At 58.0% G+C, this 13,219-nt stretch carries 9 protein-coding genes; 8 read left to right on the forward strand and 1 reads right to left on the reverse strand.

Annotation, left to right across the window (positions count from 1 at the left end):
* Nucleotides 1–80 precede the first annotated feature (80 nt).
* The 5 genes from secD (at nt 81) to tyrA (ending at nt 7,239) form a co-directional block, all read left to right on the forward strand.
* Complete coding sequence (gene secD, locus G5253_RS01735) at nt 81–1,883, forward strand: protein translocase subunit SecD (protein WP_421202617.1); 1,803 nt, start codon at nt 81–83, stop codon at nt 1,881–1,883.
* A 150-nt stretch (nt 1,884–2,033) separates the two neighbouring features.
* Entirely contained in the window at nt 2,034–2,951 is a 918-nt protein-coding gene (secF, locus tag G5253_RS01740) for a protein translocase subunit SecF (protein ID WP_421202618.1), read from the forward strand.
* Between the two features lie 289 nt (nt 2,952–3,240).
* Nucleotides 3,241–4,557 (forward strand): glucose-1-phosphate adenylyltransferase, encoded by a 1,317-nt coding sequence (gene glgC / locus G5253_RS01745; protein WP_216954048.1) that lies wholly within the window; start codon nt 3,241–3,243, stop codon nt 4,555–4,557.
* 346 nt (nt 4,558–4,903) lie between these two features.
* On the forward strand, nt 4,904–5,977 hold the full coding sequence (locus tag G5253_RS01750; RefSeq protein WP_021231016.1) for a 3-deoxy-7-phosphoheptulonate synthase: 1,074 nt from the start codon (nt 4,904–4,906) through the stop codon (nt 5,975–5,977).
* A 134-nt stretch (nt 5,978–6,111) separates the two neighbouring features.
* Entirely contained in the window at nt 6,112–7,239 is a 1,128-nt protein-coding gene (tyrA, locus tag G5253_RS01755; protein WP_421202619.1) for a bifunctional chorismate mutase/prephenate dehydrogenase, read from the forward strand.
* A 560-nt stretch (nt 7,240–7,799) separates the two neighbouring features.
* On the opposite strand, the gene G5253_RS01760 is transcribed toward tyrA, so the two are convergent.
* Entirely contained in the window at nt 7,800–8,849 is a 1,050-nt protein-coding gene (locus tag G5253_RS01760; protein ID WP_088869706.1) for a porin, read from the reverse strand.
* 394 nt (nt 8,850–9,243) lie between these two features.
* Here G5253_RS01760 and dinG point away from each other — a divergent pair, with 394 nt between their 5' ends.
* From dinG to G5253_RS01775, 3 genes are all read left to right on the forward strand, one after another.
* On the forward strand, nt 9,244–11,316 hold the full coding sequence (dinG, locus tag G5253_RS01765; protein ID WP_266133807.1) for an ATP-dependent DNA helicase DinG: 2,073 nt from the start codon (nt 9,244–9,246) through the stop codon (nt 11,314–11,316).
* Between the two features lie 142 nt (nt 11,317–11,458).
* A complete protein-coding gene (locus tag G5253_RS01770) occupies nt 11,459–12,118 on the forward strand; it encodes a DUF2057 domain-containing protein (protein ID WP_216954052.1) in 660 nt (219 codons plus the stop codon).
* A gap of 99 nt (nt 12,119–12,217) precedes the next feature.
* Entirely contained in the window at nt 12,218–13,114 is an 897-nt protein-coding gene (locus G5253_RS01775) for a histone deacetylase (RefSeq protein ID WP_266133806.1), read from the forward strand.
* Nucleotides 13,115–13,219: the final 105 nt, after the last annotated feature.

Here is a 13,219-nt window from a genome sequence, read left to right on the forward strand (position 1 = left end):
ATGCATCCCATTTTTTGCGCCTTGCCGAGCCTTGATGCTATCGGCCCGGACACCATTCTCCTGACAGAGGCTTGTTTGCCATGAGAAAGAGCAATCGCACCGTTCTCAACCGCATGAGCAAGTGGCAGTACGCACTGCTGCTGTTGATGCTGTTGACCTTTACCTTTTACTCCCTGCCCACCTTTTTCGGTGAGCAGCCCTCCCTTGGCCTGCACGGACAGCAGCGCCTGACCACCCAGCAACAGATGTTGCTGAGCGACAAGCACCTGACACCGGTCAAGGTGATCGAGCAACCTGAGCGGGTCGAGCTGGTCTTTGACAGCCAGGGCGAGCAGCAGCGAGCCAAGCAGTTGCTGGAGCAGCAAGGGGTCGACAGTGCCGCCCTGACCCTGGAGTTTCACTCCAACGCGCCGGCCTGGATCACCCGCCTCGGCGCCGACCCCATCAAGCTGGGACTGGACCTGCGTGGCGGCTCCCAGCTGCTTATCGGGGTGGACGTGGACTTTGTCATCGACAATCAGACCAAGAATCTGGTGGATACCCTGCGCACCCGCTTCCGTGAAGCCAATCTGCGCGGCGCCAGCGTCACGCGCAGCGCACAGGGCGCCGTAGCCGTCACCCTGCCGGAGGTGGCCGAACAGGAGAGCTGGCTCGCCATCATCAAGGAGAGTGCCGGTACCCGTCAGGATCAGTGGAAGCTGACCCGCTCCGGCAATGATCTGAAACTGGTGCTGAGCGAGGCTGAGCGTACCCTGCTGGTCAACAACGCCGTGACCCAAAACCTGTCGATCCTGAAAAAACGGATCAACGAGCTCGGCATCGTCGAGGCCTCGGTGGTGCGTCAGGGCCAAGATGGCATCCGTATCGAACTGCCCGGGGTGCACAACCCCAAGCAGGCGAAAGAGGTGATCGGGGCCACCGCCTCGCTGGCCTTCTACGAGGCCAAAGCCGACAGCCACTTCTATATCGCCGATCGCAACGGCCAGGCCGTCGGCATGGCGCGCAAGCCGGTACTCACCGGCGAGCACATCGTCGATGCCCGCGCCAATATGGGCGAGATGGGTCAACCCCAGGTCAATATCGTGCTCGACACCCTGGGGGGCAGCAAGATGAACCAGTTCAGCCGCCAGCATGTGGGCAAGCCGATGGCGACCGTCTTCACCGAGTACAAAACCAACGCCCAGGGCAAACTGCGCGCCCAGAGCGAGGTGATCAACGTCGCCACCATCCAGACCGCCCTTGGCAACCAGTTCCGTATCACCGGCATTGGCAGTCTGCCGGAAGCGCAAGAGCTGGCCATGCTGCTGCGTGCCGGCGCCCTCACCGCCCCGCTCAAGATCCTGGAGGAGCGCTCCATTGGTCCGACGCTGGGGATGCAGAATATCGAGGCAGGCTTCACCGCGCTGGCCTTCGGCATGGCAGGCATGATGCTGTTCATGATGGCCTGGTACCGCAAATTCGGCTGGGTTGCCATCACGGCGCTGGTCGCCAACCTGTTGATGCAGGTCGGCATGCTGGCAGTGCTGCCGGGCGCCGTGTTGACCCTGCCGGGGATCGCCGGTCTGGTGCTGACGGTGGGCATGGCGGTGGATACCCATGTGCTGATCTTCGAGCGGATCAGGGACCGTCTGCGAGAAGGGGGCTCACTGGCCAACGCCATCGACTTTGGCTATCGCTCGGCCTTCCACACCATTTTCGATGCCAACATCACTACGCTCATCTGCGCCGTGGTGCTCTACTCCATCGGCTCCGGGCCGCTGCAGGGCTTCTCCATCACCCTCATCCTGGGTCTGCTCTCCAGCATGATCACCGGGATCTGGGGGACACGCGCCATCATCAACCCCCTGTGGGGACGCAGCAGCGAGCGCACGCTGAAGGTGTAACGGGACAGCAGTCCCTCTGATGAGCGGCTTTGGCTGCGCCATCGGCCATGGATATGGCTGGGGCGGCCAAAGCAGAACACTATTTCCCGGCGTGTCGCGACACGTCGTGATGGGCCAACAGCCTGATGCTGGCTGGCCAAGGAGAGAATTATGTTGAGAATGATCGTTGCCATGGGGCTGACCCGTTGGCGTTATATCGGCCTGTGGGCTTCCATCCTGCTGACCGTGGCCAGCGTCGCCATCTTGCTGGTGAACGGCCTGACACTGGGGCTCGATTTTACCGGCGGGATCCTGCTGGAGTTTCATATCCAGACCCTGAAAGAGGCCCATGAGCTCAATACCATGCTGGTCTCCCCGCTGGCGGGAGCCGTTGAGCTGAGCTCGGCCGGTATTCCCGGCGAGTGGCTGATCAAGCTGCCCCCCCACGAACTGCCCTGGCCCGCGGCGGATCTCGCCACCATGCTAACCCAGCAGTTGGGGATGCCGGTCGAGTTGCTGCGCACCACCATCGTCGGTCCTCAGGTGGGTGCCGAACTGTTCCAGCAGGGGATGCTGGCGGTGCTGGTCGCTTCGCTGGCGATGTCGGCCTATCTGGCGTTTCGCTTCGAGTGGCGTCAGGCCATCGGCATCCTGCTCTCGGTGGTCCATGACGCCATCGTGGCGCTGGGGCTGCTGTCACTCTTTCAGATCGAATTCGATCTGAACATCATCGCCGGTTTGATGGCGGTGATCGGCTACTCCCTCAACGACAGCATCGTCATTTCGGACAGGTTGCGGGATCTGCTAAGCTCGCGTACCCAGATGGGCATCCACGAGTGCTCCGATGTGGCCATCAAGGCGACCTTCAGTCGCACCATGATCACCTCGGGCACCACCCTGTTTACCGTGGGCGCGTTGTTGCTGTTTGGCGGTGACGCCCTCTACGGCTTCTCCTTCACCCTGTTTGCCGGGATCCTGGTGGGCACAGTCTCCTCCATCACCGTCGCCTCGACCGTGCAGGAGCTGCTTGGGCTCACCCCGCAGGCCTACCAGAAAAAGAGCGAGGAGCCAGTGGCCAACGCAGCCTGACCCTTGCTAACCAGAGTCGGCTAATCGAGCCTCTACCAACTATGCCCTTGCCAACCATTGGCAGGGGCTTTTTCTACCCTCCCCCGCCAATCCCCGTCGCTCCTGTTACTGGCCAAGTCGCCTCAATTGACAACTGACCATATTGAAAGCAATGACGGATCAATCCGTCATTTTTAATAACAAAAAGGTCATTTTATTACGTCAAAAACCCTGAAATGTGACTGAAAGCACTTTCTTGAGGGTTCAAAGGAGGCAACATTGTAGTGATTTATCTACAAAGGGATATGAGATGTTGTTACAACCTGCCAATACAGCAAAAGCCAGACAGTTGCTGAACGAGACCATGGCTCTGGTACTCGCAGGAGGGCGGGGTAGTCGCCTCAAACAGTTAACCGACAACCGTGCCAAGCCTGCCGTCCATTTCGGCGGCAAATTCCGCATTATCGATTTCGTGCTCTCCAACTGCATCAACTCCGGCATTCGTCGGGTCGGTGTCGTGACCCAGTACAAATCCCACAGCCTGTTGCGCCATCTCCAGTCCGGCTGGTCTTTCCTGCGCTACCAGATGAACGAATTTATCGATCTGCTCCCTGCCCAGCAGCGAGTGGATGAGGTGAACTGGTATCGAGGTACCGCCGATGCGGTCTACCAGAATCTGGATATCATCCGCGATCACGCCCCCAAATATGTGGTGGTACTGGCAGGCGATCACATCTACAAGATGGATTACGCCGCCATGCTGCTCGACCACGTCAATATGGGTGCCAAGGTGACCGTAGCCTGCATCGAGGTGCCACGCAGTGAAGCAAGCGCCTTCGGGGTAATGGCTGTGGATGATGATCGCAAGATCAACGCCTTCGTCGAAAAGCCCGCCAACCCGCCTGCCATGCCGGGCAAGGCCGACACCGCGCTGGCCTCCATGGGCGTCTATATCTTTGATGCCGAATATCTCTACCAACTGCTGGAAGAGGACATTGCCAACGCGCAGTCCCATCATGATTTCGGCATGGACGTGATCCCCCGCGTGGTGAAAGAGGGCACCGCATTCGCTCACCCGTTTGGCATGTCCTGTGTCGGTTGCTGTCCGGATCGCCGTCCCTACTGGCGCGACGTGGGCACCGTGGACTCCTTCTGGGAAGCCAACATGGATCTCGCCTCCGTCACGCCGGAGCTGGATATCTACGATCAGGAGTGGCCCATCTGGACCAGCCAGAACATGACCCCTCCCGCCAAGTTCGTGCAGGACAGAAACGGTCAGCACGGCATGACCATCAACTCGATGTTTTCGGGCGGCACCATCGTCAGCGGCTCCTTCATCCTGAGCTCGGTGCTCTTCACCAATGTACGGGTCGACTCCTTCTGCACTCTGGATCAAGCCGTGATCTTCCCGGGTGTGGAGATCGGTGCCGGCTGCCGGCTGCGTCGGGTAGTGATCGACAAGGGGTGCAAGCTGCCGGAAGGGATGGTGATCGGTGAGAACGCCGATGAAGATGCCCGCCGCTTCCACCGATCCGAACAGGGGATCGTACTGGTCACCAAGCCCATGCTGGATGCACTGGCAAAAACGGCGCGCAAGCAGGCTGTAGAGCAGGCCGTACCGGCATAACTCTCCGACCAGCACTGTTATCGCGACAAAAAACGGGAGCCCTTGCAGGCTCCCGTTTTTTATAGCCACTTGCCCCCCGCCATTCGACCTCCCCTTTTTAGACTGTAAATATATAATTACAGCAGTAGCTTTTCATGGACAAATTTGGCAGTTAATCCAAACCTTTGGCGATGAGCAGTACTTTCATATTGCCAAAAGGCTATTAAATTCCATATTCACACTTGAAAGTTGGCATTTACTTGGTATTGTGATGGCCATTCGTAACGAAAGCGGTACTTTCGTAAACTTAAAATTACAGCTGGTAGTATCAAAACCAGTGTGCTGACTCTGACGAGGCGAAGAGGCTATGCAACGAGATCCCCTGAACAATATACATATCCAGTCCGAACAAGTGATGATCACGCCTGCCCAGCTCAAGGAGAAGTTACCCATCTCCGACAAGGCGCTGGCATTCGTGCAAGGGGCCCGCAATACCATCGCCGATATCATTCACCGCCGCGATCACCGGCTGCTGGTGATCTGTGGTCCCTGCTCCATCCACGATATGGACGCCGCCAAAGAGTACGCAACCAGACTCAAAGCGCTGCATGATGCCTATCAGGACTCTCTCTACATTGTCATGCGGGTCTACTTTGAGAAGCCGCGCACCACGGTCGGCTGGAAAGGCTTTATCAACGACCCCAATCTGGATGGCACCTTCGATGTGGAGCTGGGGCTGCACCGTGCCCGCGAGCTGCTCTGCTGGCTGGCGGAGCTGGAGTTGCCGCTGGCCACCGAAGCGCTCGATCCCATCAGCCCGCAATACCTGGCGGAGCTCTTCTCCTGGTCAGCCATCGGCGCCCGCACCACCGAATCCCAGACCCACAGGGAGATGGCGTCCGGCCTCTCCATGCCGGTCGGCTTCAAGAACGGCACCGACGGCAACCTGGGGACTGCCATCAATGCGCTGCAGGCGGCCTCCTCCCCTCACGCCTTTATGGGGATCAACCAGCAGGGCCAGGTTGCGCTGCTGCAGACCCAGGGCAACCCGGATGGCCACGTGATCCTGCGCGGCGGCAAACATCCCAACTACGACTCGGTCAACGTGTCGCTGGCGGAAGAGGCGCTGGAGAAAGCGGGCCTGCTGCCGAGCCTTGTGGTGGATTGCAGCCACGGTAACTCCAGCAAGGATCACCGTTTGCAGCCCAAGGTGGCCGACAACGTCATCCACCAGATCCAGGAGGGCAACCGCTCCATCATAGGGGTGATGCTCGAATCCAACCTGTTCGAGGGTAACCAGTCCAGCGAGCAGCCCAAGGAGCAGATGCGCTACGGGGTCTCCATCACAGATGCCTGCATCGACTGGGACACCACCGCCACCCTGCTGGCCCGCTGCCACAACCAGCTAGCTGACCCCCTCAAGGGCAGAACTGCACGGTAAGCCGTGGTATCTTGTCGTAACCTATTGAACAATCGAGGTATCACTAGTGGTGGCATCAAACCGCTCATGCCGTGATACCTTGTTGCATCTTGATTTTCAGGGCGCCGCCGCTGCGGCGCCAGCAGGGACTGGATATGGCTGAAGAGTTGAATGTACTCAGGGACAAGATAGATGCGGTGGACAAGCAGCTGATCGATCTGCTGGCCGCCCGTCTGGCCCTGGTGGGAGAAGTGGGTGAAGTAAAGAGCCGCCACGGCCTGCCCATCTATGCACCGGATCGGGAAGCGAGCATGCTGGCCCGCCGCCGCGCCGAGGCTGAGCAGTTGGGGGTGCCCGGCGATCTCATCGAAGACGTGCTGCGCCGGGTGATGCGTGAATCTTATGCCAGCGAGAAAGATACAGGCTTCAAGTGCATCAGGCCGGACCTTGGCAAGGTGGTCATCATCGGTGGTCAGGGCCAGCTTGGCCGCTTGTTCGGCCATATGTTCAGCCTCTCAGGCTATCGGGTCGAGACGCTGGAACAAGCCGACTGGCCGCGCGCTGACGAGATCCTCACCGGAGCCGGTCTGGTGATGGTGGCGGTGCCCATCGATATCACCTGCCAGATCATCGATCGCCTCGGCAACCTGCCCGCCCACTGCCTGCTGGTCGATGTCACCAGCGTGAAAGCGGCGCCGCTCGAACATATGCTGGCGGTACATCAGGGGCCGGTACTGGGACTGCACCCCATGTTCGGGCCGGATGTGGCGAGTCTCGCCAAGCAGGTGATCGTCTGCTGCCAGGGTCGTGACCCCGCCGCCAGCCAATGGCTGCTGGAGCAGATGACCATCTGGGGCGCCCGCTTGCAACAGGTGGAAGCCAAGGCCCACGATGAGGCGATGACCCTCATTCAGGCACTGCGTCACTTCGCCACCTTTGCCTATGGCTGGCACCTCTCCCGGGAGCAGGCCAATCTGGATCGCCTGCTGAGTTTGAGCTCCCCCATCTACCGGCTGGAGCTCGCCATGGTGGGGCGGCTGTTTGCCCAGGATCCCCACCTCTATGCCGACATCATTTTGTCGTCACCGCAGAACCTGGCGATGATCCGTCGCTACTACCAAAACTTCGGCGAAGCGCTGGGGCTGCTGGAGCGAGGAGACAGGGACGGTTTCATCAACGCATTCTCGCAAGTTTCCGGTTTCTTCGGCGAGCATGCCGACCAGTTCCTGCGTGAAAGCCGCATGCTGCTCGCCCAGGCCAACGACCGCCGCCAACACGGCTGATCCTGCAAAAGCAGCTACCTCATATCGCCAGAATGGGAAGATGCCTGGGCATCTTCCCATTTTATTTGTTACCGATTTAAACACTGACGTCAGTCACGCTCGGCCCTACGTCGAGCCCCCACAGCTGACTGGCCTCAATACCCTCCCCTGGCGCTGCCTCACATCCAGCAAGTATGCCCCCTCAATATCCACGCAATCCGCGCAAATAGCACCGCCCCTTGCAAGGGCTGCCAGACTCTAACGGTCAAACCAAACTGCTGCTAGCAAGGCTGTACGACGCAAAGGAGAACGGTGCACTCCCCATCAAAGAGATAAACAGGAAGCAGGAAGCAGGAAGCAGGAAGCAGGAAGCAGGAAGCAGGAAGCAGGAAGCAGGAAGCAGGAAGCAGGAGAGATTAACCGAGACAAATGGTTTGCCAAAGATCACTTAACACAGCAATCCGGCGATTTATCATGGCGCCAATCCGCTGTCGCCAAAAAAGAAAATGGCCGAGAAATTATCTCGGCCATTTGTAGCCTGGTCAAAGACTCAAGCCTGGATATTACTCTTGTTCAACTTATTAGAAGTTGTACTGCAGAGCAACAGTCCACTCGTCGTCATGCTTCTCGATACCCTGGATCTTGTACTCGGTGTAAGCTTTCAGCTTCGGAGTGAAAGCGTACTGAACACCCAGCAGGGTCTCGTCAACCAGATCCTTGTAAGTAGAACCGGCAGCTTGAGCGTTGGCCTTGCCTTCTTTGAAGTTGTAACCAGCCAGGAAGGTCCAAGCATCTACGTTGTAAGAAGCAGCCAGCTCGTAACCACGGCCGTCATCTTTCAGACCCAGGCTCTTGTTCTTCACTTCGCCTTCAGTGTAAACACCGGCAAAATAGAAGCCATTGATAGCGTAGTGCGCGCCAATAGCCCACTCGTCTTTCTTACCAGTCTGACCATTAACTTTGTTTTGCAGGTCGGAGTAGGCATAACCGGCGTTGAAGCCCAGGCCGAAGTCAAAATCGTAACCGGCGGCAACGGCATAAGCTTTCTTACGCTTAACGTCGGAACCAAAGATGGCATCTTCTTTGACCTTCTGACCAACGTCAGTGATCTTGACCGCTACGTCGTCATTGGTTTGGTAGGAAACTTTACCTTTGAAACCACCGAAGGTGTTGGAGTAGATAACCTGGCCTTCCTGACGACCGTCATAGAAGTTACCCGCATCGCCCCACTCGTTGAAAATATCGGTCGGCTCGAGTACGTCGTAGAAAGCAGTGTCGGTCTGACCGAAGATGATTTTACCGTACTGGGTGCCGTCAAAGCCTGCATAGATATGACGAGCATCGAACTTGCTAGACTTACCGTCACTGCCCTTGTCGGAGTTTTCAGCAGCAACTTGCCACTCGGTCTTGGCGATACCGGACCAAGTGTTGTTCAGAGCAACTTTACCGGACCAGCCCAGACGGGAAGAACCAATCAGCTCGCCATCGGTATCATCGTGCTCACCGTAGTAGTTAGCCTGTACACGGCCGTATACGTCGAAAGTGGTACCGTCTTTGTCATAGATCACCGCGGCGTTAGCGGCGGATGCAAACAGAGCCGGAATGGCAATAGCCAGAATTGTCTTTTTCATAGTTTCCAATGCCTACTGTAATTAAACACTAAGTTGTTGTTATTCCCTGTGTTAGCGATGTTCTTTGCATCACTATGCCGCCGAGACTAGCACCGGATTTTTTGAACCGCAATGAAAAAACTTGGAACTTTTTACGCAAACCATAGTCATGGAGGCAAAAATGTGAGCCAAGTCTCACCTGACGGCAAGGTAAAAGGAAAACGTTTACAATGAATCCTGCTGATTATTTGGACTCAAATAGTCTATTTTGCATGCAAATGACGCTAACTACCTGATAAACAACCAAAGTGGTCTGATCAGCGTAAAACTCCGTGATAATGGCTGTTGCCTCGACCTCACCGAGGGGTTGCGGGTATCCTTGTCCTTCGATTAACCCCTAACTGGCCTTCTCTTCATGCTCTCTACTCGCCTCAAAGCAACCATTCGTCAAACCTATCGCCAGATTTCGGATGGATTACCCGGTTTTGTGCCGCGCAAAGAGCAGAACTTTCTGGTGGCCGAGATAGCCAAAACCCTGACCGGCGAGTACGACAAACAACGCCGTATTCTGGTTGCCGAAGCGGGTACCGGTATCGGCAAATCCCTCTCCTATGCGCAGGGCGCCATTCCGGTGGCGCGACTCACCCAGAAGAAGCTGGTGATCTCCACCGCCACAGTGGCCCTGCAAGAGCAGCTGATCCACAAAGACCTTCCTTTTTACCACCGCCACAGCGAGCTGCCGTTTCGCTTTATGCTGGTCAAGGGGCGTCAGCGCTACTGCTGCGAGCATCTGCTGGAGCAGGCAGCCAGTGGCGCCGAGATGGCCAACTTCGAGCTCGACTTTGGCAGTCTGAGCAAATCCAAACCATCGGACAGCGACAAGGATCGCTACCAGGCGCTGTGGCAGGCCTACACCAATGGCAAGTGGGACGGGGATCGGGACAACTGGCCGGAGCCCATTCCCGACACTTGCTGGGATCGCATCGCCGCAGACCGCCACACCTGCAACAAGGCGCTAAGCCATCACCAGCACTGCCCCTTTCATCGCGCCCGCAACGACATGGAGAGCGCCGATGTGCTGGTCGTCAACCATGCACTCCTGCTCTCCGATCTCACCATGGGCGGCGGCATCATTCTGCCGCCCCCTGATGAGTGCATCTATGTGCTGGATGAGGCCCATCACCTGCCCACCATCGCCCGGGATCACGGCGCGGCATCGGCCAGCGTCAAAGGCTCGCGCCGCTGGCTGGAGAAGCTGGTACAAAGTGCAGGCAAGCTGGCGCGGACGCTTAATAAGGAAAGCCTGCTCGACCCCCAACTCAAACTGCAGGATGCGCTGGCCTCCATCCAGCCCGACCTGAAGGCGGTCGAGCAGTGGCTCAGCGCCAACGATCGGCTGTTTGGCAGTGAACCTCACTACCGCTTCGCCGAAGGGGTATTGCCGGATCCCCTGCCCATGCTGGCGGAGAATCTCAAGGAGTCGAGCAAGAAGGCGCTGCGGGCGCTGGATCGGATGCAGGGGGCCATAGGTGAAGCGCTGAAAGATGGCGAGATCCGCCGCAAGGAGGCCGAACCCCTGCTGGCCGAGAGCGGTTTTCATCTGCAACGGCTGGAGAGTTTCTGCGCCCTGTGGGAGATGCTGGGGCGCCATGTGCCGACCGGCAAAACCCCGCTCGCCCGCTGGATGGCCAAGAGCGATGACGGCGATATCTGGCTGCACGCTTCACCGATAGAGGTGGGCTATCTGCTGGAGGAGTGGCTCTGGTCGAAATGTTTGGGGGCCGTGCTGGTCTCCGCGACCCTCACCGCCCTCTCTTCCTTTAGCTATTTTCGCCATCAGGTGGGGCTCAAGGAGCACGACGGTACCCGCTATCTGCGCCTGCGCTCCCCCTTTGACTACCAGAAAGCCGAGCTCTATCTGCCCAAGATGGAGCACGAACCCAACTCACCAGCCTTTACCAATGAACTCATCAGCGTGCTGCCACGTATTCTGGCGGGCAAGGAGGCGAGTCTGGTGCTCTTCTCCTCCTACCGCCAGATGAATGAGGTGGCCGTTGGCTTGCGAGCCAAGGGACTGTCACTGCTGGTGCAGGGGGAAGCCTCCCGCAATGCCCTGCTCACCCTGCACAAGCAAAAATGCGATGGCGGTCAGGCCAGCATCCTGTTTGGTACCGGCAGCTTCTCGGAGGGGCTGGATCTGCCGGGTCACTACCTTACCAATCTGGTGATCACCAAGCTCCCCTTTGCGGTGCCCAACTCGCCGGTCGAGGAGGCCACCGCCGAGTGGGTGGAGCAGCGAGGAGGCAACCCCTTTCTGCAACTGACGGTGCCGGAGGCATCGCGCAAACTGATCCAGGCCTGTGGCCGCCTCATCCGCAAAGAGGCCGATCGGGGACGGGTCACCATTCTGGACCGGCGTCTACTGACCAAACGTTATGGCAAGGGGTTACTTGATGCCCTCCCCCCGTTTACACGGCGGTTCGAATAAATAAGCATGCCGTTATTGATAAATGAACTGACAACTGCACGAACATACACCTCCAGAAAGAGCCATTGCCGCAGTAGACCAAACCTGTAAAAATGAGCCCCTGTTTTCAGTGGGCAATCGCCTGACTGTTCAAGGAGATGAAATGAAACTGACTGTTCTGGTACCGGCGCTGGCTGGTCTGTTGTGGGCCGGTAGCGCCTTGGCTGATGCCAAACTGGAAGTATCCACCCCTTACATCGTGCAGTTGATTGATGGCCAATCCATCAACCCCCAGCTGCTCGACAAAACCAGCACCTTCCCCCTCTCTGCCGGCAAGCACCAGTTGGTCGTCGCCTTTGAAGGCAACTACTCCAGCCGTAACGAAATCAAGCTGGTGACCGCCGAGCCGCTGGTGCTGAACTTCACTGCAGCCGACAATCAGCAGCTGGTGCTGGACTATAAAAAGCCCCGCAATGAAGCAGAAGCCAAACAGTTCCTGAAAGATCAGAAAGTGGCGCTGAAAGACAAGGTCACAGGACAGCAAGTGAGCAGTGAACAGTTCGTAATGCCGAAAGTAGAGGGCTTCCAGCTGACCCGTGACTATCAGCAAGAGCTGATCAACATGGGCAAAGCCTTCAACCAGCCCAAAACCGTTGCCGTCTCCTCTGCTGCCGTGATGGCTGCCGCCAGCGCACCGGCCCAAGCCGCGCCCAGCAAGGCGCAAAGCAATCCGGAAGCCCTGACCCAACTGCAAAACTGGTACAACAAGGCCGATGCGGAAACCCGCAAAGCCTTCCAGATCTGGGTTATCCAGCAGCAGTAATCCGGAAACATCATCCTGACCCGTCGGGAATGACAAGGGGAGCTTGGCTCCCCTTTTTCATATCCAGGTTCATCTCTGCATCGATGGAACAATGCCCTGATGTCACTGCATATTTTCTATCACCCCCTCTACTCCTCCCTGGCCCTGCCCGAACGCCATCGCTTCCCGCTGGCCAAGTATCAGGGGCTGTTTGAGCGCTTGCAGGTGCAGGGTTACCCCCTTGGCGAAGCGCCGTCGGCCACCCGGGAGCAAATCTGTCGCATTCACGATGCTGATTATGTCGCGGCGGCCCTGAGCGGCCAGCTGGAAGATCGCGCCATCCGCAAGATCGGTTTTCCCTGGTCACCCATTCTGATAGAGCGCACCTTGCGCTCGGTGGGTGCCACCGTTGCCGCCAGCCGCTATGCACTTGAGCAGGGCTGCGGCTTGCAGATCTCCGGTGGCTACCACCACGCCCACCGGGATCACGGCAGCGGTTTTTGTCTGTTCAACGATCTGGTGATTGCGGCGCAGGCTTGCCTCGACGAGGGGCGCTGCGAACAGGTGCTGATCGTCGATCTCGATGTGCATCAAGGAGATGGCAGTGCAGCCCTGTGCGCCGGACGGCGCGATATCATCACCCTATCCCTTCATGGGGAGCACAACTTTCCCCATCACAAAGCCGCCTCTCACCTCGACTTTCCGCTGCCAAGCGACATGACGGACGATGCCTATCTCACCACACTGCAACAGGCACTCTCGCTGGCACTGCGGCTTTATTCGCCGGATCTCATCCTCTATCAGGCGGGCGTCGATGTGCATCATGCCGACGAGCTTGGTTATCTCTCCCTGAGCGATGCAGGGGTTCGCCTGCGCGATGCCATGGTATTTGGCTGTGCAATCAAGCATGGGTTGCCCATCGCGGCGGTGCCCGGTGGCGGCTATCGCCGCGACTGGCGACAGCTGATCCCGCTTCATATGTCGCTGTTTGAGACGGCGCGCCATCGTTTTGGCTGATGGCATGGCTTTATATGGCGCGGACACGCCATCAGAGTGGGAGGAGATTTCTCTAGATAAAACAGAAGAGGCGACCCCTGGGGTCGCCTCTTCGTGTTCCGTCAT

The sequence above is a fragment of the Aeromonas sp. 602658 genome (genome assembly GCF_049173005.1).
Lineage (GTDB): Bacteria > Pseudomonadota > Gammaproteobacteria > Enterobacterales > Aeromonadaceae > Aeromonas > Aeromonas veronii_A.

Excerpts from the sequence above, each read along its gene's own strand:
- glgC (WP_216954048.1), top strand. The coding sequence starts at position 3,241 with ATGTTGTTACAACCTGCCAATACAGCAAAAGCCAGACAGTTGCTGAAC.
- G5253_RS01775 (WP_266133806.1), top strand. The coding sequence starts at position 12,218 with ATGTCACTGCATATTTTCTATCACCCCCTCTACTCCTCCCTGGCCCTG.
- G5253_RS01750 (WP_021231016.1), top strand. The coding sequence starts at position 4,904 with ATGCAACGAGATCCCCTGAACAATATACATATCCAGTCCGAACAAGTG.
- tyrA (WP_421202619.1), top strand. The coding sequence starts at position 6,112 with ATGGCTGAAGAGTTGAATGTACTCAGGGACAAGATAGATGCGGTGGAC.
- secF (WP_421202618.1), top strand. The coding sequence starts at position 2,034 with ATGTTGAGAATGATCGTTGCCATGGGGCTGACCCGTTGGCGTTATATC.
- G5253_RS01760 (WP_088869706.1), bottom strand. The coding sequence starts at position 8,849 with ATGAAAAAGACAATTCTGGCTATTGCCATTCCGGCTCTGTTTGCATCC.
- G5253_RS01770 (WP_216954052.1), top strand. The coding sequence starts at position 11,459 with ATGAAACTGACTGTTCTGGTACCGGCGCTGGCTGGTCTGTTGTGGGCC.
- secD (WP_421202617.1), top strand. The coding sequence starts at position 81 with ATGAGAAAGAGCAATCGCACCGTTCTCAACCGCATGAGCAAGTGGCAG.
- dinG (WP_266133807.1), top strand. The coding sequence starts at position 9,244 with ATGCTCTCTACTCGCCTCAAAGCAACCATTCGTCAAACCTATCGCCAG.